The organism is Pseudomonas sp. B7 (assembly GCF_016735645.1).
Lineage (GTDB): Bacteria > Pseudomonadota > Gammaproteobacteria > Pseudomonadales > Pseudomonadaceae > Aquipseudomonas > Aquipseudomonas glycinae.
In genome coordinates this window covers 168301-189490 of record NZ_JAERRE010000002.1, presented here as the reverse complement: position 1 = coordinate 189490, position 21190 = coordinate 168301, and the positions used below count along the sequence as shown (strand labels likewise).

The 21190-nt window shown below is 62.1% G+C and carries 19 protein-coding genes; 11 read left to right on the top strand and 8 right to left on the bottom strand.

Annotation, left to right across the window (positions count from 1 at the left end):
• The first annotated feature begins 142 nt into the window (after window positions 1-142).
• From JKA62_RS05710 to pcaC, 9 genes are all read left to right on the top strand, one after another.
• A complete protein-coding gene (locus JKA62_RS05710) occupies window positions 143-1000 on the top strand; it encodes a CoA transferase subunit A (RefSeq protein ID WP_003222404.1) in 858 nt (285 codons plus the stop codon).
• Window positions 1000-1779 carry a CoA-transferase subunit beta gene (locus tag JKA62_RS05705; protein WP_011332818.1) on the top strand — a complete coding sequence of 260 codons (780 nt, stop codon included), beginning with the start codon at window positions 1000-1002 and terminating at the stop codon, window positions 1777-1779. The genes JKA62_RS05710 and JKA62_RS05705 overlap by 1 nt, the downstream gene beginning before the upstream one ends.
• Entirely contained in the window at window positions 1776-2981 is a 1206-nt protein-coding gene (gene pcaF / locus JKA62_RS05700) for a 3-oxoadipyl-CoA thiolase (RefSeq protein ID WP_201816759.1), read from the top strand. Before JKA62_RS05705 ends, pcaF begins: the two co-directional genes overlap by 4 nt.
• Window positions 2982-3017: 36 nt before the next feature.
• Window positions 3018-3722 carry a protocatechuate 3,4-dioxygenase subunit beta gene (gene pcaH / locus JKA62_RS05695; protein WP_011332820.1) on the top strand — a complete coding sequence of 235 codons (705 nt, stop codon included), beginning with the start codon at window positions 3018-3020 and terminating at the stop codon, window positions 3720-3722.
• 1 nt (window position 3723) lies between these two features.
• Entirely contained in the window at window positions 3724-4290 is a 567-nt protein-coding gene (pcaG, locus tag JKA62_RS05690; protein WP_011332821.1) for a protocatechuate 3,4-dioxygenase subunit alpha, read from the top strand.
• A 131-nt stretch (window positions 4291-4421) separates the two neighbouring features.
• Window positions 4422-5717 (top strand): MFS family transporter, encoded by a 1296-nt coding sequence (locus tag JKA62_RS05685; RefSeq protein ID WP_041475161.1) that lies wholly within the window; start codon window positions 4422-4424, stop codon window positions 5715-5717.
• A gap of 45 nt (window positions 5718-5762) precedes the next feature.
• A complete protein-coding gene (locus JKA62_RS05680; protein ID WP_201816757.1) occupies window positions 5763-7127 on the top strand; it encodes a 3-carboxy-cis,cis-muconate cycloisomerase in 1365 nt (454 codons plus the stop codon).
• A gap of 12 nt (window positions 7128-7139) precedes the next feature.
• On the top strand, window positions 7140-7931 hold the full coding sequence (gene pcaD, locus JKA62_RS05675) for a 3-oxoadipate enol-lactonase (protein ID WP_201816756.1): 792 nt from the start codon (window positions 7140-7142) through the stop codon (window positions 7929-7931).
• Window positions 7932-7941: 10 nt separating this feature from the next.
• Window positions 7942-8334, top strand: coding sequence for a 4-carboxymuconolactone decarboxylase (gene pcaC / locus JKA62_RS05670; protein ID WP_011332825.1), 393 nt, complete (start codon window positions 7942-7944; stop codon window positions 8332-8334).
• Between the two features lie 51 nt (window positions 8335-8385).
• On the opposite strand, the gene JKA62_RS05665 is transcribed toward pcaC, so the two are convergent.
• From JKA62_RS05665 to emhA, 5 genes are all read right to left on the bottom strand, one after another.
• Window positions 8386-9201, bottom strand: coding sequence for a methyltransferase domain-containing protein (locus JKA62_RS05665; RefSeq protein ID WP_201816755.1), 816 nt, complete (start codon window positions 9199-9201; stop codon window positions 8386-8388).
• 170 nt (window positions 9202-9371) lie between these two features.
• Window positions 9372-10631, bottom strand: coding sequence for an OprD family porin (locus tag JKA62_RS05660; RefSeq protein ID WP_201816753.1), 1260 nt, complete (start codon window positions 10629-10631; stop codon window positions 9372-9374).
• Window positions 10632-10920: 289 nt separating this feature from the next.
• Window positions 10921-12381 carry an efflux RND transporter outer membrane subunit EmhC gene (emhC, locus tag JKA62_RS05655; protein ID WP_201816751.1) on the bottom strand — a complete coding sequence of 487 codons (1461 nt, stop codon included), beginning with the start codon at window positions 12379-12381 and terminating at the stop codon, window positions 10921-10923.
• Complete coding sequence (emhB, locus tag JKA62_RS05650; RefSeq protein ID WP_085748206.1) at window positions 12378-15542, bottom strand: efflux RND transporter permease subunit EmhB; 3165 nt, start codon at window positions 15540-15542, stop codon at window positions 12378-12380. The genes emhC and emhB overlap by 4 nt, the downstream gene beginning before the upstream one ends.
• Window positions 15543-15545: 3 nt before the next feature.
• Window positions 15546-16703: an efflux RND transporter periplasmic adaptor subunit EmhA gene (gene emhA / locus JKA62_RS05645; protein WP_011332830.1), complete on the bottom strand. Its 1158-nt coding sequence runs from the start codon at window positions 16701-16703 to the stop codon at window positions 15546-15548.
• Between the two features lie 266 nt (window positions 16704-16969).
• On the opposite strand from emhA, the gene emhR reads away from it, so the two are divergent.
• Window positions 16970-17602: an efflux system transcriptional repressor EmhR gene (emhR, locus tag JKA62_RS05640; protein ID WP_007957850.1), complete on the top strand. Its 633-nt coding sequence runs from the start codon at window positions 16970-16972 to the stop codon at window positions 17600-17602.
• Window positions 17603-17851: 249 nt separating this feature from the next.
• On the opposite strand, the gene JKA62_RS05635 is transcribed toward emhR, so the two are convergent.
• Genes JKA62_RS05635 through JKA62_RS05625 form a run of 3 tightly spaced genes read right to left on the bottom strand, consistent with a single transcriptional unit; the run spans window position 17852 to window position 20433 of the window.
• Entirely contained in the window at window positions 17852-18901 is a 1050-nt protein-coding gene (locus JKA62_RS05635) for an alkene reductase (protein ID WP_011332832.1), read from the bottom strand.
• A gap of 32 nt (window positions 18902-18933) precedes the next feature.
• On the bottom strand, window positions 18934-20097 hold the full coding sequence (locus JKA62_RS05630) for an MFS transporter (protein WP_011332833.1): 1164 nt from the start codon (window positions 20095-20097) through the stop codon (window positions 18934-18936).
• Between the two features lie 33 nt (window positions 20098-20130).
• Entirely contained in the window at window positions 20131-20433 is a 303-nt protein-coding gene (locus JKA62_RS05625) for an ArsR/SmtB family transcription factor (protein ID WP_007957866.1), read from the bottom strand.
• A gap of 171 nt (window positions 20434-20604) precedes the next feature.
• Between JKA62_RS05625 and JKA62_RS05620 the strand changes: the two genes are divergently transcribed.
• Window positions 20605-21177 (top strand): acyl carrier protein phosphodiesterase, encoded by a 573-nt coding sequence (locus JKA62_RS05620; protein ID WP_011332834.1) that lies wholly within the window; start codon window positions 20605-20607, stop codon window positions 21175-21177.
• Window positions 21178-21190 lie beyond the last annotated feature (13 nt).

The window sequence follows — 21190 nt, the reverse complement described above, 5'->3', positions numbered from 1 at the left end:
ACAATCTGTTCGATAAACGAACACTCAGTCGATTATCGGATTGTTTGGCGAAAATCAGCGGCTTAATCTTCAGTGACTCCGGCGCAGAACCTCGCGCCTTTTTATTCACTGGCGATTCATTACAAAAACAGGAGCCCGCTCCATGGCTGAGATCCTTTCGCTGCACGACGCGGTGAAGCAATTCGTCAACGACGGCGACACCGTCGCGCTCGAAGGCTTCACTCACCTGATCCCTACGGCGGCAGGTCATGAAATCATTCGTCAGGGCAAGAAAGATCTGACCCTGGTGCGGATGACGCCTGACCTGATCTACGACCAACTGATCGGCGCCGGCTGTGCACGCAAGCTGATCTTCTCCTGGGGTGGTAACCCTGGCGTGGGTTCGCTGCACCGTCTGCGCGACGCGGTCGAGAAGCAATGGCCGCACGCGCTGGAAATCGAAGAACACAGCCACGCCGACCTGGCCAATGCCTACGTCGCCGGCGCCTCCGGCCTGCCGTTCGCGGTGTTGCGGGCCTACGCCGGTTCCGACCTGCCGAAGGTCAACCCGCTGATCAAATCCGTGACTTGCCCGTTCACCGGCGAAGTGCTGGCGGCGGTGCCGTCGGTGCGTCCGGACGTGACCGTGATCCACGCCCAGAAAGCCGACCGTCAGGGCAACGTGCTGCTGTGGGGCATCCTCGGTGTGCAGAAAGAAGCTGCACTGGCCGCCAAGCGTTGCATCGTCACCGTCGAAGAAATCGTCGACAACCTCAACGCGCCGATGAACGCCTGCGTGCTACCGACCTGGGCCTTGAGTGCGGTCTGCCATGTACCCGGTGGCGCGCATCCGTCCTACGCCCATGGTTACACCGAGCGTGACAACCGCTTCTATCAGGCGTGGGATCCGATCGCCCGCGACCGTGAGACGTTTACCGCGTGGATCAACGAATACATCCATGGCTGCGCTGACTTCAGCGAGTTCCAGGCCAAGTTGGCCGCTGCTTCGGAGGCCAAGTAATGACTTACACCACCAATGAAATGATGACCGTTGCGGCGGCCCGTCGCCTGAAGAACGGCTCGGTGTGCTTCGTCGGCATCGGCCTGCCGTCGAAAGCCGCCAACCTGGCGCGCCTGACCTCGTCGCCGGACGTGGTGCTGATCTACGAATCTGGCCCGATCGGCGCCAAACCCAGCGTATTGCCTCTGTCGATCGGTGACGGCGAACTGGCGGAAACCGCTGACACCGTCGTGCCGACCGGTGAGATTTTTCGCTACTGGCTGCAGGGCGGGCGCATCGACGTCGGTTTCCTCGGCGCAGCCCAGGTCGACCGTTTCGGCAACATAAACACCACCGTGGTCGGCGACTATCATCAGCCGAAAGTACGCCTGCCGGGTGCCGGTGGCGCGCCGGAGATTGCCGGTTCCGCCAAAAGCGTGCTGATCATCCTTAAACAGTCGGCGCGTTCGTTTGTCGACAAACTCGATTTCATCACCTCGGTCGGCCATGGCGAGGGCGGCGATTCGCGCAAACGTCTGGGCCTGCCGGGTGCCGGCCCGGTCGGGATCATCACCGACCTGTGCATCATGGAGCCGGAAGAGGGCACCCACGAATTCGTGGTCACCGCACTGCACCCGGGCGTGACCCGTGAACAAGTGATCGCTGCCACCGGTTGGGCCATCCGTTTTGCCGACAACGTTGACACCACCGCCGAACCGACCGAAGTCGAGCTGACCGCCCTGCGTGATCTCGAAGCCCGCACCGCAGCGGCCCACGGCCAGGCACCGGGAGAAGCATGATGCGCGACGTTTATATCTGCGATGCGATTCGTACCCCCATCGGTCGTTTTGGTGGCGGTCTGGCGGCGGTTCGCGCCGACGACCTGGCCGCCGTGCCGATCAAGGCCCTGATGGAACGCAATCCGTCGGTGGACTGGAGCGCCATCGACGAGGTATTCCTCGGCTGCGCCAACCAGGCTGGCGAAGACAACCGTAACGTGGCGCGCATGGCGTTGCTGCTGGCCGGTCTGCCGGAGAGCGTGCCGGGCGTCACTCTCAATCGCCTCTGCGCGTCGGGCATGGATGCCATCGGCACCGCGTTCCGCGCCATCGCCAGCGGTGAAATGGAGCTGGCGATTGCCGGCGGTGTCGAGTCGATGTCCCGCGCACCGTTCGTGATGGGCAAGGCCGACGCGGCGTTTTCGCGCAACATGAAACTGGAAGACACCACCATCGGCTGGCGTTTCATCAACCCGTTGATGAAGGCCCAGTACGGCGTCGACGCGATGCCGCAGACCGCCGACAATGTTGCCGACGATTACGAAATTTCCCGCGAGGATCAGGACGCTTTCGCCCTGCGCAGTCAGCAACGTACTGCCGCTGCCCAGGCTGCCGGCTACTTCGCCGAGGAAATCGTCGAAGTGCGGATCGCCCACAAGAAGGGCGAAACCGTGGTCAGCCAGGACGAACACCCTCGTGCCGACACCACTATTGAAGCCCTGACCAAACTGAAACCGGTCAACGGCCCGGACAAGACCGTCACCGCCGGCAACGCGTCGGGCGTCAACGACGGTGCCGCCGCGCTGATTCTGGCCTCGGCGGAAGCGGTGAAAAAACACGGTTTGACTGCCCGCGCCAAAGTGCTGGGCATGGCCAGCGCCGGGGTCGCGCCACGGGTGATGGGCATCGGCCCGGTGCCGGCGGTGCGCAAACTCACCGAACGCCTCGGCGTTGCGGTCAGCGATTTCGATGTGATCGAACTCAACGAAGCGTTTGCCAGCCAGGGTCTGGCGGTATTACGCGAGTTGGGGCTGGCGGACGACGCGGCCCAGGTCAACCCGAACGGTGGCGCGATTGCCTTGGGCCACCCGTTGGGCATGAGCGGTGCGCGACTGGTGCTGACCGCGCTGCATCAGCTGGAAAAATCCGGTGGCAAGAAAGGTCTGGCGACCATGTGCGTCGGTGTCGGCCAGGGTCTGGCCCTGGCCATCGAACGCGTCTGACGCAAGCCGTGACGAAAAAGAACAGAGGAAAGCGAAATGACTGACAAGCCTGGTTACCGCCGCCCGCAGGAAGGCACCCAGCCGCCGTACCTGCACCCGACCTATCAATCCACCAATCTGCGCTCGCCGTCCAAGCCGTTGGTGTTCCTGCCGCATTCGCTGTCGGAAATCACCGGCCCGACCATCGGCGCCGAGCGTGTGGCCGATACCGACAACGATCTGACTGCCCAGCATCAGGGTGAACCGCTCGGCGAGCGGATCATCATTCACGGGCGTGTGCTCGACGAAGACGGTCTGCCGGTGCCGGGGATTCTGGTGGAGATCTGGCAGGCCAACGCCGCCGGTCGCTACAACCACGCCCGTGACCTGCACGACGCACCGCTGGACCCGAATTTCACCGGCACCGGTCGCACCGTGACCGACGCCGATGGCTGGTATCAGTTCCAGACCATCAAGCCCGGCGCCTATCCGTGGGGCAACCACCACAACGCCTGGCGCCCGGCGCATGTGCATTTCTCGCTGTTCGGGCCGAGCATCCTGACCCGTCTGGTTACGCAGATGTATTTCCCGGGCGATCCGCTGCTGGCCTACGACCCAATCTACAACTGCGTGCCGGACACCTCGGCCAAGGAACGCCTGATCGCCGCTTTCGATCTGGAAAAAACCATTCCGTCCTACGCCCTCGCTTATCGCTGGGACATCGTGCTGCGCGGCCGCGAAGCCACGCCGATGGAGAAATGAGATGACCCTGACTGCGACCACGTCCCACACCGTCGGGCCGTATTACCACATCGGCCTGACCTGGCTGAACCGTGAAAACCTCGCCAACGAACTGACCCTCGGCCAGCGTGTGGCGATCACCGGGCAAGTGGTGGATGGAAACGGCGATGTCGTCAACGACGCCATGCTCGAAGTCTGGCAGGCCAACGCTGCCGGCAAATACGATCACCCTGAAGACGAGCAGGCCAAGCCGCTCGATCCGAATTTCGAAGGCTTCGGCCGGGTGCCGGTAGATGCCGATGGGCGCTTCCGTTTCACCACGATCAAACCGGGCACGGTCGAAGGCCTGAAAGGCACGACCCAGGCGCCGCATCTGGTGGTGCTGGTGTTTGCGCGCGGGTTGGTGAAGCACTTGCTGACGCGGATTTATTTCGAGGGCGATCCGGCGAACGTCAACGATCCACTGCTCGAATGCGTACCGGCCGAGCGCCGCGATACGTTGCTGGCGAAGCCGGATGCGGCGGGTGTCTATCAGTGGAATGTGATCCTGCAGGGCACTGATGCGGAAACTGTGTTCTTCGATTATTGAAAGAACACCGATCGCCACGCTCCGCGCTGATCGTTCCCACGCGGAGCGTGGGAACGATCAATACAGGATGTGGAACGGGACTGTTGCGAAGTATGTCTAGACTGTCACTGTCCCTATCGAGTGAAAAAATAATGACAACCACCACCTCCCATTACACCGGCGAAGAGCGCAGCAAGCGCATCTTTGCCATTGTCGGTGCCTCGTCCGGCAACCTCGTCGAATGGTTCGACTTCTACGTCTACGCTTTCTGCGCGATCTACTTCGCCCCGGCGTTTTTTCCCTCGGACAACCCCACGGTGCAGCTGGTCAACACCGCTGGCGTTTTCGCCGCCGGGTTTCTGATGCGACCGATCGGCGGCTGGATTTTCGGCCGGGTCGCAGACAAGCACGGGCGCAAGAACTCGATGCTGATCTCGATCCTGATGATGTGCTTCGGCTCGTTGCTGATCGCCTGTCTGCCGACCTACAAGGACATCGGCGTCTGGGCGCCGCTGTTGCTGTTGTTCGCGCGTCTGCTGCAAGGCCTGTCGGTGGGCGGTGAGTACGGCACCACCGCGACCTACATGAGCGAAGTCGCGCTCAAGGGCCAGCGCGGGTTCTTCGCCTCGTTCCAGTACGTGACCCTGATCGGCGGGCAACTGCTGGCGGTGCTGCTGGTGGTGATCCTGCAACAGTTCCTCACCGAAGAAGAATTGCGTGCCTACGGCTGGCGGATTCCGTTCGTGGTCGGTGCGGCCGCCGCGCTGATTTCGCTGTTCCTGCGTCGCTCGCTGAAAGAAACCACGAGCAAGGAAATGCGCGAGAACAAGGACGCCGGCAGCATCCGCGCACTGTTCCGCGACCACAAGGCTGCGTTCATCACCGTGCTGGGCTACACCGCCGGCGGCTCGCTGATTTTCTACACCTTCACCACGTACATGCAGAAGTACCTGGTGAACACCGCCGGCATGCACGCCAAGACCGCCAGCTACATCATGACCGGCGCGCTGTTCCTGTACATGTGCATGCAGCCGCTGTTCGGCATGCTCGCCGACAAGATCGGCCGGCGTAACTCGATGCTCTGGTTCGGCGGCCTCGGCACGTTGTTCACAGTGCCGATCCTGCTCAGCCTGAAAAGTGTCGGCAGTCCGTTCCTGGCCTTTGTGCTGATCACCCTGGCGCTGGCGATCGTCAGTTTCTACACCTCGATCAGCGGTCTGGTGAAAGCCGAGATGTTCCCGCCGGAAGTCCGCGCCCTCGGCGTCGGCCTGGCCTACGCGGTGGCTAACGCGATCTTCGGCGGGTCGGCCGAATACGTGGCCCTGAGCCTCAAGGCTGGCGGCATGGAAAACGCGTTCTACTGGTATGTCACCATCATGATGGCCGTGGCGTTCCTGTTCAGCCTGCGCCTGCCGAAAGAAGCGAAGTATCTGCACCACGACCTTTAAACCATGCGCGCGGGCCACAAGTGCCCGCGCCGTCAAGGACTGTTTATGACTCAGCGACCGGGCAATCAATTGTTCGATGCCTACTTTACTGCCCGCGATATGCGCGACGTGTTCTGCGATCAGGGCCGGGTGCAGGCGATGCTCGACTTCGAAGCGGCGCTGGCCCGGGCCGAAGCGCGGGTCGGGGTGATTCCGGCGAGTGCTGTGGCATCCATCGAAAACGCCTGTCGCGCCGAGCTGTTTGATTTCGCAGCATTGGGCGAAGCCATCGCCACGGCGGGTAATTCGGCGATTCCGCTGATCAAGGCGTTGGGCAAACAGATTGCCGCGACCGATGCCGAAGCCGAGCGCTATGTACATCTGGGCGCCACCAGTCAGGACGTGATGGATTCCGGGCTGGTGCTGCAATTGCGTCAGGCGCTGGAATTGATTGAAAGGGAGCTGGCGCAACTGGCCGACGCCCTCGCCATTCAGGCGCAGCGCCACGCCGCGACGCCACTGGCCGGGCGCACCTGGCTGCAACATGCGACGCCGGTGACGCTCGGCATGAAGATCGCCGGTTGGCTCGGTGCGATCACGCGCAGCCGTCAGCGTCTGCGCGAGCTCAAGCCACGGCTGCTGGTGCTGCAATTCGGCGGCGCGTCCGGCACCCTCGCGGCGCTCGGCGAACAGGCGTTGCCGATCGCCCAGGCGCTGGCCGAAGAACTGCACCTGAACCTGCCGGAACAACCGTGGCACACCCAGCGCGATCGCATCGTCGAGTTCGGCGCGGTGCTCGGTCTGATCGCCGGCAGCCTCGGCAAGTTCGGCCGCGACATCAGCCTGTTGATGCAGACCGAAGCGGCGGAAGTGTTCGAGCCGTCGGCGCCGGGCAAGGGCGGTTCCTCGACCATGCCGCACAAGCGCAATCCGGTGGGCGCGGCGGTGCTGATCGGCGCCGCCACCCGGGTGCCGGGGCTGGTGTCGACGCTGTTCAGCGCCATGCCCCAGGAACACGAGCGCAGCCTTGGTCTGTGGCACGCCGAATGGGAAACCCTGCCGGAAATCTGCTGCCTGGTGTCGGGCGCACTGCAACAGGCGCGGCTGCTGGCCGATGGTCTGGAAGTCGATGCCGCGCGCATGGCCCGCAACCTGGAGTTGACTCAAGGCCTGGTGCTGGCCGAAGCGGTGAGCATCGTGCTCGCGCAACGGGTCGGTCGTGATACCGCGCATCATCTGCTCGAGCAATGCTGCAAACGAGCGGTGGCCGAACAGCGTCACCTGCGTGCGGTTCTCGGTGACGAGCCGCAGGTGACCGCCGAACTGAGCGCAAGCGAACTGGATCATCTGCTGGATCCCGCCCACTACCTCGGTCAGGCGCAGGTCTGGGTCGAGCGGGCAGTAGCCGAACACAACGCATTGTCTGACTGAAAGGAGAGGGCTGTGGCTTTCGTTCAACTCGCCGATGGCGAACTGCATTACTCATTGGAAGGCCCGGTCGATGCGCCGGTGCTGGTGCTGTCCAACTCGCTGGGCACCGACCTGCACATGTGGGACGTGCAGATGCCGGCCTTCACCGAACATTTTCGGGTGCTGCGTTTCGACACGCGCGGGCATGGCCAGTCGCTGGTGACGCCGGGCCCTTACAGCATCGAGCAACTGGGCCGCGACGTGCTGGCGCTGCTGGATGCGCTGCACATCGAACGCGCGCATTTCTGTGGTCTGTCGATGGGCGGGTTGATCGGCCAGTGGCTGGGGATCAACGCCGGCCAGCGTTTGAACAAACTGATCGTCTGCAACACGGCGGCGAAAATCGGCGATCCGTCGGTGTGGAATCCGCGCATCGAAACCGTGCTGCGCGACGGCCCGGCGGCAATGGTCGCGTTGCGCGATGCATCGATTGCCCGCTGGTTTACCCCGGACTTTTCTGCCGCCAATCCGGCCGCAGCGAAGCAGATCACCGACATGCTGGCAGCGACCAATCCTGAAGGTTACGCCGCCAACTGCGCGGCGGTGCGCGATGCGGATTTCCGTGAGCAGTTGTCGTCGATCAAGGCGCCGCTGCTGGTGATTGCCGGTACCGAAGATGCGGTGACGCCACCGTCCGGCGGGCATTTCATTCAGGAACATGTGCGTGGCGCCGAGTACGCCGAGTTTTATGCGGCGCACCTTTCCAACGTTCAGGCCGGCGACGCGTTCAGCGACCGCGTGCTGACCTTTTTGCTGGCTGATTGAGGGGATTTCCGTGGACGAGAAACAACGTTACGACGACGGCATGCAAGTGCGCCGCGCGGTGCTCGGCGACGCTCACGTCGATCGCAGCCTGACCACGCTGACCGAGTTCAACTCGGAGTTCCAGGAGATGATCACCCGTCACGCCTGGGGCGACATCTGGACCCGCCCGGGCCTGCCACGCCATACCCGCAGCCTGATCACCATCGCCATGCTGATCGGCATGAACCGCGAAGGTGAACTGAAGTTGCACCTTCGCGCAGCGGCGAACAATGGCGTGAGCCGAGGCGAGATCAAGGAAGTGATCATGCAGAGTGCGATCTACTGCGGGATTCCGGCGGCGAATGCGACCTTTCATCTGGCCGAGTCGGTGTGGGATGAGCTGGGTACCGAATCCCGCGAGTAATCGTCGAATTCGAGGGGTCGCAGCCTGTTGAAGGCTGCGATCCTTTGAACTTCATACCTTGGCAACAATGAAAATCCGCTTGAACGCAAACAACGTATGGCCGTTTTCCTCCTGCGGATAGTGCGCATGCACCCGCCTCAGGTAGTGATAAATGAAGCGTGCCTGTTCCTCTGACGTCAGTCCCTGCATCACCGGCCGCAGCGCCGACACCTTCACCCAGTCATAAATCGGTGAGCTTCCGCGCACGACCTGCAACTGCTCGGTTTCCCAGATATCCAGCGACTGGGTCCGCGGAGCCAGCAGCCGGTAGTAATCCTCCAGCGACAACAACGTCCGCGCGGCCATGCGCTGGCGCAATTGCGGAGTGCCGATGGGGCGGCCGCAGGGGCCGGCATCGTTGAGGGTGCCGAGCATCAGCCGATACCACAGCGCATCACGCCAGTCCGGCATGTGCGCGGCGAGGCACCCGCCGGGGTTGAGGTGGCGAAGCAGTCCCGGCAACAGCGTTTGATGGTCATCGATGAAATGCAGCACGGCCGCGGCGAACAACAGGTCGGCCGGCTTGCGGGGTTTCCAGTGTTGCAGTTCGGCGTGTTGCCAGCGCGCCTTGATCGGCAGGCAGCGGGCGACCTGAAGCATGTCTTTCGAACTGTCGATGCCCTTGATCTCTGCCTCGGGCCAGCGATCCGCCAGAATCTTTGTGGCAATCCCGGTGCCGCAGCCCAGGTCATAAATGCGTTGGGGATTTTCCAGGTCGACACGGCCGAGCAATTCATCGACCGGTTGTTGCCTGAGACGGGAAAACTGCTGGTACGCCTTGGCGTCCCAGTCTTTGTCGACGGGAGCGGGGTTGAGTCGGGTGATCATGAGGCGGTCCTCCGGTGATCAGCAGGGTCTTCCGATGACAACCTGGCTCGAGTCTTGGGGGACCAACATCAACAGATAACGGAAGCGGGTGGGGGTGGAGCGCCTGAGTCCTTCAGGTTTTTTCACTTTAAATGATGGCTGGCGCAACGCCAGCCATTCGGACAGGCGGCTTAAAGCAGGCTGATCGGATAGCTGACGATCAGGCGGTTCTCGTCAAACTCGTTGTTGCTGAAATCACGACGCATGGTCGAGTTGCGCCATCTGACGTTCAGGTCCTTGAGCGCGCCGCTTTGCACGGTGTAGCCCAGTTCGGACTCGCGGCCCCATTCCTTGCCGTCGGTAATGGTGCCTGTGTGCACGTTGTCGCCGCTGATGTAACGGTTCATCAGGGTCAGGCCGGGGATGCCCAGGGCAACGAAGTTGTAGTCGTGGCGGACCTGCCAGGAGCGTTCCTGCGCGTTGTCGTAACTGGCGTTGTAGCTGTCGTTGGCCAACGTGCCGCCGCTGGTACCGTTGACGCGCATCCAGGCGCTGTCGCCGGTGAGTTTCTGCAGGCCGACGTAGAAGGTGTGGCCACCGTATTTTGCCGAGAACATCCCCGACCAGGTCTTGTTATCGAGGTCGCCGGCGCGGGCACTGCCGTCGTCCTTGCCATAGAAGAAGCCGAGGTTGGCGCCCAGGGTCCAGTCGCCGAGCGGCTGGCTGTGGATCAGGTTGACGTATTGCTGGCTGTAGATGTCCTTGAGTTCGGCGTTCCACAGGCCGATCTGGGTGCGCTTGTCGTTGAACACGTATTCGCCGCCCTGAAAGTTAAAGCGATCCGAGGTGAACGCGGCTTTGCCGGTCATCGACATGTCGCTCATGCTGCTGTCGTCGCGCGGGCTGTTGGCGCGGAACTGGCCGCCGTAAAGGGTCAGGCCATCGATTTCCTTCGAGGTGATCTGGCCGCCGCGAAAGGTCTGCGGCAGGGAGCGGCCGTCGTCCGAGCGCAGGATCGGCAACACCGGCATCCACTCGCCGACCTTCACTTCGGTTTGCGACAGTTTTGCCTTGAACGCGACGTTGGTGCGGCCGAAGTTGTCCGCCGGGCGTCCGTCATGATCCAGCGGCAACAACTGCGTGCCACCGGTGCCTTTGCCGCCATCGAGCTTCACCGAGTACAACCCCAGCACATCCATGCCGAACCCGACGGTGCCTTGGGTGAAACCGGATTTGGCGTCGAGGATGAAGTTCTGCGTCCACTCTTCAGCCTTGCCCTGAGCCTTGGTCGGGTTGGTGAAGTTGCGATTGATGTAGAAGTTGCGCAGGTTCAGGTTGACCTTGGCCCCGTCGATAAAACCGGCTTCTTCAGCCGCAGCGGGCAGCGCGATGCCGGCCAGGGCGAGGGCGATCAGACCGGGAAGTGCGTAGGGCGCAGGGGAGGTTGTCATGGGCTCGGGTCTCTCTTGTTTTTTTGGGGCGAACGGGAGCGCTGCGGCCGTTTTCTGAGGCGCAGGAATTCAATGGAATCAGGGGGCGAGCGGCGGCGATCAGCCGGGTGGAGCAGGGCGCGGGAGCATGGTGTCGAACCTGTTGTTATTGGTTTTGTGGCTCGAATGGTGCGGGGCGCGGGCGAGGCGATTCAATCGGCGAAAGTGGAATTCGGGCGATTATCGAACGCAAGATTCGCAGGCAACAAAAAGCCCACCAAACGGTGGGCTTCTTGTATTCAGCAGATGATCAGAACAGCTTCATCTTCGGCGCTTCTTCTTTGAGCGGCTCGTTCTGCGCGGTCTGCGCATTCCAGCCACCGCCCAGGGCCTTGTACAGGTTGACCGCACTGGTCAGCTGCGCGAGGCGGTCGGTGATCAGCGATTGTTGTGCGCTGAACAGCTGACGCTGGGCATCGAGGAAGGTCAGGTTGCTATCGACGCCAATGCGATAGCGACGCTCGGCCAGGCGGTAGTAATCCTGGTTGGCCTGAACGAAATCACGCTGGGCCTGCAACTGCTCGGTGTAGGTCTGGCGTGCGGCCAGGCCGTCGGCGACTTCCTGGAAGGCCGTTTGAATGGACTTCTCGTAGCTCGCCACGCCAATGTCCTTCTGGATCTTGGCGTAGTCGAGGCTTGCACGCAGGCTGCCGGCGTTGAAGATCGGCAGGTTGATCTGCGGCTGGAACAGCCACGTACCCGAACCGCCCTTGAACAGGCCGGACAGGTCCGGGCTCAGGCTGCCCGCGTTGGCGGTCAGGCTGATGCTCGGGAAGAACGCTGCACGGGCCGCGCCGATGTTGGCGTTGGCGGCCTTCAGGTTGTACTCGGCCTGCAGGATGTCCGGACGACGTTGCAGCAGATCCGACGGCAGACCGGCCGGTACGTCGGCCAGCAGGTCATCCGACAGCGGCTTGGCCGCTTGCAGGTTGGCCGGGATGCCGGTGCCCAGCAGCAGGGTCAGGCTGTTTTCGTCTTGGGCCACCTGGCGGGTATAACGCGCCAGTTGTGCCCGGGCGTTTTCCACCGAGGTACGCGACTGCGCCAGGTCCAGCGCCGAGGCCACACCGACTTCGTTGCTGCGACTGGTCAGCTTGTAGCTTTCCTCGAAGGCACCGAGGGTGTCTTGCGTCAGCTTGAGCAGTTCCTTGTCGGCCTGCCAGGTCAGGTAGGCGTTGGCCACGCTGGCCACCAGGCTGATCTGGGTGCTGCGGCGCGCTTCTTCGGTGGCGAAGTATTGTTGCAGCGCTTGTTCGCTCAGGCTGCGAACCCGACCGAACAGGTCGAGTTCGTAGGCGCTGATGCCGACGGTAGCGGAGTAGGAACTGCTGATGGCCGCTTCACCGGTCTGCGACGCACGGGCCGGAACCCGCTGACGGCTGCCGCTGGCATTGGCCGACACGGCCGGGAACAGGTCGGCGCGCTGGATGCGGTATTGAGCCGCATAGGCGTCGATGTTCAGCGCCGCGACACGCAGGTCGCGATTGTTTTCCAGGGCGACCTGGATCAGCTGTTGCAGGGCCGGGTCATGGAAAAACTGTTTCCAGCCCTGCTCGGCAGCGGCCTGCGCCGGTGCCTGGGCCGGCGAGTACGCCGGGCCCTGCGGGAACTGCGCGGCCACCGGTGCTTCCGGCTGCTGATAATCCGGTATCAGCGAGCAACCGCTCAGCACGAAGGCGGCGACTGCGATGGAGAGTAGCGACTTGCTCATTGGCCAGCCTCTTTAGGAGTTTCTATGGCGTCATCCTTGCCGGCGTTTTTGCGCTGCCCCATGGACGACACAGTGACGAAGAACAGTGGAACCCAGAAAATCGCCAGGATCGTTGCGGTGAGCATACCGCCAATCACGCCGGTACCGATCGCGTGTTGACTGCCCGAGCCTGCGCCGGTGGAGATAGCCAACGGTACAACACCGAGGACGAAGGCCAGCGACGTCATGATGATCGGTCGCAGACGCATGCGGCAGGCTTCAATGGCCGCATCGCGCAGACTGCGTCCCTGCTCGTGCAATTCCTTGGCGAACTCGACGATCAGAATGGCGTTTTTAGCCGCCAGACCAATGGTCGTCAACAGACCCACCTGGAAGTACACGTCGTTCGACAGACCGCGCAGGCTGGTGGCCATCAACGCACCGATGATCCCCAGCGGTACCACGAGCATGACCGCGATCGGAATCGACCAGCTTTCATACAGCGCCGCCAGACACAGGAACACCATCAGCAGGGACAGGGCGTACAGCGCCGGAGCCTGCGAGCCGGACAGGCGTTCTTCGTACGACAGACCGGTCCACGAGATACCCACGCCGGCCGGCAGTTTCTTGGCAATCGCCTCGACTTCGGCCATCGCTTCACCGGTGGAGTAACCCGGCGCCGGGGCACCAAGGATCTCGACCGCTTCAACGCCGTTGTAACGCGCCAGCTTCGGCGAACCGTAGATCCACTCGCCCTTGGCGAACGCGGAGAACGGAACCATGGTGCCGGAGGCGTTGCGCACGTACCACTTCTTCAGGTCTTCCGGGCTCATGCGCGAGTCTGGCCGGCCCTGCACGTACACCTTCTTCACCCGACCACGGTCGATGAAGTCGTTGACGTAGCTACTGCCCAATGCAATCGACAGGGTGTTGTTGATGTCGGAGATCGTAATGCCCAGGGCACTGGCCTTCTCGTCGTCGATTTCCAGCTGGAATTGCGGCTCGTCGTTCAGACCGTTCGGACGGACCTGGGTGAGCACCTTGCTCTGCGCGGCCATGCCGAGGAACTGGTTGCGTGCAGCCATCAACTTCTCGTGACCGATACCGGCGCGGTCCTGCAGGAACACGTCGAAACCGGTGGCGTTACCCAGCTCCAGTACTGCTGGCGGGGCGAAGGCGAACACCATCGCATCGCGGAAGCTGAAGAAGTGCTGCTGGGCGCGGGCGGCGAGTTTGAACACGCTGTTGTCGGCGTTACGTTCGTCCCACGGCTTGAGCATGATGAACGCCATACCCGAGCTCTGGCCACGGCCGGCGAAGTTGAAGCCGGTCACGGTGAACACCGAGGCTACCGCGTCGCCTTCACCGCCATCCTTGGTCGGACGCAGCAGGAATTCACGCATTTCATCCACCACCACCTGAGTGCGCTGGGCACTGGAACCGGCTGGCGTCTGCACCTGGGCGAACAGAACGCCCTGGTCTTCTTCCGGCAGGAAAGCGGTCGGAATGCGGGTGAACAGCCAGATCATGCCGACCACGATCAGCAGGTACGCCAGCAGATACGGTGCCTTGCGCGACAGCATGTTGCCGACACCGCGCTCGTAGCTGTTGACGCCACGGTCGAAATTGCGGTTGAACCAGCCGAAGAAACCTTTTTTCGGCGTGCCGTGCTCACCGTGCGGAATCGCCTTGAGCATGGTGGCGCACAGCGCCGGGGTGAAGATCAGCGCGACCAGTACCGACAACGCCATGGCCGACACGATGGTGATCGAGAACTGCTTGTAGATCACACCGGTGGAGCCGCTGAAGAACGCCATCGGCAGCAATACCGCCGACAGTACCAAGGCAATACCGACCAGGGCGCCCTGGATCTGTCCCATGGATTTCTTGGTCGCTTCCTTCGGTGACAAGCCTTCTTCGCTCATCACCCGCTCGACGTTTTCCACCACGACGATGGCGTCGTCCACCAGCAAGCCGATGGCCAGCACCATACCGAACATGGTCAGGGTGTTGATGCTGAAACCGGCCGCCGCGAGGATGCCGAACGTACCGAGCAATACCACCGGCACGGTCATCGTGGTGATAACCGTGGCGCGGAAGTTCTGCAGGAACAGGAACATCACCAGGAACACCAGCGCAATCGCTTCGACCAGGGTGTGAACCACGCCTTTGATCGACTCGGTCACCACCGGGGTGGTGTCGTACGGGAACACCACTTCCATGCCTTGCGGGAAGAACGGCTTGAGGTCGTCAATCGTCTTGCGCAGTGCCTTGGCGGTGTCGAGGGCGTTGGCGCCGTTGGCCAGTTTTACCGCCAGACCGGAAGCCGGGCTGCCGTTGAACTGGGCGCTGATCGCATAGTTCTCGCCACCCAGGCCGACGTCGGCGACGTCTTTCAGACGGACCTGAGAGCCATCCTTGTTGACCTTGAGCAGAATCTCTTTGAACTGCTCGGCGGTCTGCAGACGGGTCTTGCCGATGATCGTGGCGTTCAGCTGCTGGCCCTGCACGGCAGGCAAGCCGCCGAGCTGACCGGACGACACCTGGACGTTCTGCGCCGCAATCGCGGTTTTCACGTCGACCGGGGTCAGGTTGAAGTTGTTCAACTTGGCCGGGTCGAGCCAGATGCGCATCGCGTACTGGGCACCGAAGACCTGGAAGTCACCTACACCGGCGGTCCGCGAGATCGGGTCCTGCATGTTCGACACGATGTAGTTGGACAGGTCGTCCTTGGTCATGCTGCCGTCACGCGACACCACGCCGATCACCAGCAGGAAGTTCTTCACTGCCTTGGTCACGCGGATACCCTGTTGCTGCACTTCCTGCGGCAACAGCGGGGTGGCCAGGTTCAGCTTGTTCTGGACCTGAACCTGCGCGGTGTCGGAGTTGGTGCCTTGCTCGAAGGTCGCGGTGATGGTCATGCTGCCGTCGGAGTTACTTTCCGAGGACACATAACGCAGGTTGTCGATACCGTTGAGCTGCTGCTCGATCACTTGGACCACGGTGTCCTGAACCGTCTGTGCCGAAGCACCCGGGTAGGTCACGGAGATTGCAATGGCCGGTGGCGCAATGCTCGGGTACTGGTTGATCGGCAGTTTCAGGATCGAAAGTGCCCCGACCAGCATGATCACCAGGGCAATTACCCAAGCGAAAATCGGACGGTCGATGAAAAATTTTGACATGGATTACTCCCCTTTGCCGCCGGCGGCTTTGTCAGCTGCCTGAGCGGGGGCCGGGTTCTTGTTGCCGACGTTGGTCGCTTCGGTCGGTTTGACCTCAACACCCGGTTTGACGAATTGCAGCCCTTCGGTGATCAGGCGATCGCCGGCCTTCAGGCCGTCCTCGATCAGCCACTGGCTGCCGACAGTACGGCTGGCCTTGAGCTGACGCAGTTCGACCTTGTTGTCCGGGCCGACGACCAGTGCGGTCGGGGTGCCTTTGAGGTCGCGGGTCACGCCTTGCTGCGGCGCGAGGATCGCGGCGCTGTTCACACCGGCCTGCAACTGCGCGTGGACGAACATGCCCGGCAGCAGAGTGTGATCCGGGTTCGGGAACACGGCGCGCAGGGTCACGGAACCGGTGGTCTGATCGACCGACACTTCGGAGAATTCCAGCTTACCGTCGAGCTTGTACTGGCTGCCGTCTTCGAGGGTCAGCTTGACCGCAGCGGCGTTGTCGCCGGCCTTCTGCAAACGACCGCTTTCCAGTTCGCGGCGCAGCTCCAGTAACTCGACCGAGGACTGGGTGACGTCGACGTAGATCGGGTCCAGTTGCTGGATCACGGCCATCGCATCGGCCTGTCCGTTGCTGACCAGCGCGCCTTCGGTCACCGAAGAGCGGCCAATACGACCGGAGATCGGTGCGTAGACCTTGGTGTAGCGCACGTTGATCTGTGCGGTCTGCAACGACGCTTCCGATTGCAGGCGGTTGGCCACGGCGGTGTCGTATTCCTGACGGCTGACGGCCTGCTCGTCGACCAGTTGCTTGTAGCGGTCGGAGATCGACTTGGTCGAACGCAGGTTGGCTTCGGCGCTTTTCAGGGTCGCTTCATAGACCGACGGATCGATCTGATACAGCTGCTGGCCGGCTTTGACATCGCCGCCTTCCTTGAACAGACGCTTGAGAATGATGCCGTTGACCTGCGGACGAACTTCGGCGATGCGGAACGCGCTGGTGCGGCCCGGCAATTCGGAAGTCAGGGTAAAGGCTTGTGGTTGCAGGGTGACGACGCCGACCTGAGGAGGTGGTGCGGCGGGAGCCGCCTCTTCCTTTTTACATCCGCTGAGCAGCGATGCCAGGGCGACGGCAGTGACCAGAGCGGTAACAGCTGGCTTGAATTGCATGAAGATCCTCGGGTCAGGCGCGCGAAAAGCGCACAAGAAGTGTGGAAGGGTAAAAAAGGGTTACCGGGTGGATAAGTAGCTTGCTAAGGAATATACTTACGTTCATGGTTGTTTGTAAACACCTTGGCGTCGTATCCACCCTGTTACAAAAGTCGTCGCAAGGTCTGAAATTGTAGGCCGGGGATCCGATCCGCGAGAGATCAACCCTTTTTTATTCAGCGGATATTCAGCCATCCCTGAAACATCCTGTTTGAGGTTTTACTGCCATGGTTCGTCGTACCAAAGAGGAAGCTCAGGAAACGCGCAGCCAGATTCTCGAAGCGGCCGAGAAAGCCTTCTATGAGCGGGGCGTGGCCCGCACGACCCTGTCGGACATCGCTACCTTGGCCGGGGTGACGCGCGGTGCGATCTACTGGCACTTCAGCAACAAGGCCGATCTGCTGCAGGCCATGCTCGATACCCTGCATGAGCCGCTGGACGAACTGGCCAAGGCCAGCGAAAGCGAGGACGAACCCGATCCGCTGGGTTGCATGCGCAAATTGCTGATTCATTTGTTTCATCAAGTTGCGCTGGATCCGAAGACCCGGCGTATCAACGAAATTCTGTTTCATAAGTGCGAGTTCACCGATGAAATGTGCGACCTGCGCCAGCAGCGCCGGACCGCCAGCCTCGATTGCAATGTGCGGATCGCGCTGACACTGAGTAATGCGGTCAATCGTGGGCAGTTGCCGGCAGACCTCGACACTGCCCGGGCAGCCATCAGCATTCACGCCTATATCGACGGCCTCCTTTATGGATGGCTATTGGCGCCGGACAGCTTCGAGCTGTACGCCGAGGCCGAACGCTGGGTCGATACCGGGCTGGACATGCTGCGCCTGAGCCCCAGCCTGCGCAAATGAAACAAAATTCGTTGTTGGATCAGTTTGTGTCAATGACGGAGGAGGGTGAAGATCCCTGTTCACTCGCCCCGCTGCAATGGGATGCTTTTATATACCTCTGCGGCGCGGGTTGATATGTAGCGAGCTACGTATTTTGTAGGGATTTTGTGTCGAGCCTGTGAAGGAATGTGAGCGAGTCACCCGTCCGGCGACCAATAAAAAGCCCCCGATTCTCACGAGTCGGGGGCTTTTGTGTTTCTGCGGTGTGGCTTACAGGGTCGGGTAGTCGAGGTAACCGACCGCACCTTTGCCGTAGAAGGTTTCCGGGTGCGGCTCGTTCAGCGGCGCATCGGCCTTCAGACGGGCCGGCAGGTCCGGGTTGGCAATGAACGGGATGCCGAATGCCACGGCGTCAGCCTTGCCCTCGGCCAGCCACGCGTTGGCGCTGTCCTTGGTGAAACGCTCGTTGGCGATGTACGCGCCGCCGAAGGCTTCTTTCAGTTGTGGACCGAGGCTGTCGGCGCCTTCTTTCTCGCGGGAGCAGATGAAGGCGATGCCACGCTTGCCCAGCTCGCGGGCGACGTAGGTGAAGGTTTCGGCCAGGTTGTCGTCGCCCATGTCATGGGAGTCGGCGCGTGGTGCCAGGTGTACGCCGACACGGCCGGCGCCCCAGACTTCGATGGCCGCGTCGGTCACTTCCAGCAGCAGGCGTGCACGGTTTTCCAGGGAGCCGCCGTAGTTGTCGGTGCGCTGGTTGGTGCTGCTTTGCAGGAACTGGTCGAGCAGGTAACCGTTGGCGCCGTGGATTTCCACGCCGTCGAAACCGGCCGCCTTGGCGTTTTCCGCACCCACGCGGTAGGCGTCGACGATGTCGGCGATTTCAGCGGTTTCCAGCGCACGCGGGGTTGGATAGTCGGCCAGCGGGCGAACCAGGCTGACATGGCCTTTTGGCTGGATGGCGCTCGGTGCAACCGGCGTTTCGCCGTTCAGGTACGACGGGTGGGAGATCCGGCCGACGTGCCACAGTTGCAGGACGATCTTGCCGCCGGCGGCGTGAACGGCCTTGGTCACGTTGGTCCAGCCGCGCACCTGGTCGTTGGACCAGATGCCCGGGGTGTCCGGGTAGCCGACGCCCATCGGGGTGACCGAGGTGGCTTCGCTGAGGATCAGGCCGGCCGAGGCGCGTTGTACGTAGTACTCGGCCATCAGCGCGTTCGGTACGCGGCCTTCGTCGGCGCGGCAACGGGTCAGCGGCGCCATGATGATGCGGTTGGACAGCTCGAGGTCGCCCAGTTTGATCGGATCGAAAATTGTTGCCATGAGATACAACCCTCGTGAGGTAAGTGAGTGAATCAGTTAGCGGTGGCCAGCTCGGGATTGCCGTTCTGGCGGAATGTGATCAGGGTCACCAGCAGCGCGAGAACCGCCAGCGCTGCAGCGGCGAGAGGCACGCTGGTCAGGCCGTAGCCGTGGGCGATGACGCTGCCGCCGACCCAGGCGCCGAGGGCATTGCCGACGTTGAAGGCGCCGATGTTCAGGGTCGACACCAGGTTCGGTGCGGCCTGGCCGTAGGTCACGACGTTCACTTGCAGGGCCGGCACCGCGGCGAAACACGCGGTGGCCCAGAGGAACAGGGTGATCTCGGTCGGGATCAGCGCGATGCTGGTCCAGGTCAGGACGGTGGAGGTCACGGCCATGGCGATGAACACGCCGATCAGCGTCGCGGCCAGGCCCTTGTCAGCCAGTTTGCCGCCGATGATGTTGCCGACAGTCAGGCCCAGGCCGATGAGCATCAGGGTCCAGGTCACGCCACGGGGCGAAACACCGGTGACATCGCCCAGCAGCGGTGCGACGTAGGTGAACAACGTGAACACCGAGGCGGCGAACAGCGCGGTCATGCTCAGCGACAGCCAGATCCCGGCGCCCTTGAGCGCGGCCAGTTCGGCGCGCATGTCGAGTTTTTCTTCGTCACGCTTGGCCGGCAGGAAGCGGATCAGGCCGATCAGCGCGATCACACCGATCACGGTCACTGCCCAGAAGGTCGAGCGCCAGCCGGCTTCCTGACCGAGGGCGGTGCCCAGCGGTACACCCAGCACGTTGGCCAGGGTCAGGCCGGTGAACATCAGGGCCACGGCCGAGGCGCGTTTGTTCGGTGCCACCAGGTTGGCCGCGACCACCGAACCGATGCCGAAGAACGCACCGTGGCAGAGGGCGGTGACCACTCGAGCGAACATCAGCACGTTGTAATCAGTGGCGATGGCGCAGAGCAGGTTGCCGATAATGAAGATGCCCATCAGCGTAACCAGTGCAGCCTTGCGCGGCAGTTTTGCAGTGGCCATTGCCATGAACGGCGCACCAATCGCCACGCCCAGGGCGTAGCCGGTCACCAGCCAGCCGGCACCGGGGATCGACACACCGAGGTCAGCCGCCACATTGGGCAGCAGGCCCATGATGACGAACTCGGTGGTGCCGATGGCGAAGGCGCTCAAGGCGAGTATGAGAAGCGAGAGGGGCATCGTTGGATCCTTTTGGCTGGCTGACGTTAAGGGTCAGAGCTCTTTGCTGAGGGTGCTGAGGAACGCCTGGATCACGTCCTCGTTGCGTTTGAAAAAGTGCCACTGGCCGGCTTTCTGACTGCTGATCAGCCCGGCCCGTTGCAGGGTGGCCAGGTGGGCGGAGACGGTCGATTGCGACAGGCCGCAGCGTTGATCGATCTGCCCGGCGCAGATGCCGTACTCGTGGTTGTGGATCTGTTCCGGAAACTGGGCTTTCGGGTCTTTCAGCCAGTTGAGGATGTCTCGCCGTACTGGGTGTGCCAGGGCTTTTATTATTTCGTCGAGGTCAATGTTCATGGCTGGGTGCTCGTGATGTGTGTAGCGCTATATCGCGATGAGGCGAACTTTATATCGGTACTTCGCGATACACCAATATGAATTTGATCTGATGACCGCATAAATCGGTATATCGGGTTATAACGATATGTGAGGTGTAAACAAACGCGGGCGCGGTGCTAAGCTGCGCCCATGAACTATCTCGCACATTTACACCTCGGTGGCCAGCGCCCCGGTCAACTGCTCGGCAGTCTGTATGGCGATTTCGTCAAAGGGCGGCTGCAAGGGCAGTTCGACCCGGAGATCGAGGCGGCGATTGCCCTGCATCGACAGATCGACGTGTTCACCGATCGCCACCCGCTGGTGGATGCCTCACTGGCGCGGTTTTCCACGACCCGCCGCCGTTACGCGGGCATCGTCCTCGATGTGTTTTTCGACCATTGCCTGGCGCGGGACTGGACGCTGTACGCCGACCGTCCGTTGGGCCAATTCACCACCGACGTTTACCGCGTGCTGTCCAGCGAGCGGCAATTGCCCGAGCGCCTGGCGAGGATCGCCCCGCACATGGTGGCCAATGACTGGTTGGGCTCGTATCAGGAGTTCGAAGTGCTGGAGCAGGTGTTACGCGGCATCTCCCGACGCCTGACCCGGCCCGAAGAACTGGCGGGGGCGATGGAGGAGTTGCGGCGGTTGTATGAACCGTTGAGCGAAGACTTCCGCTTGTTCTACCCACAGCTGCAGGACTTTGCCGGCCGGCAGCTGTAGGCAGACGTCGCCG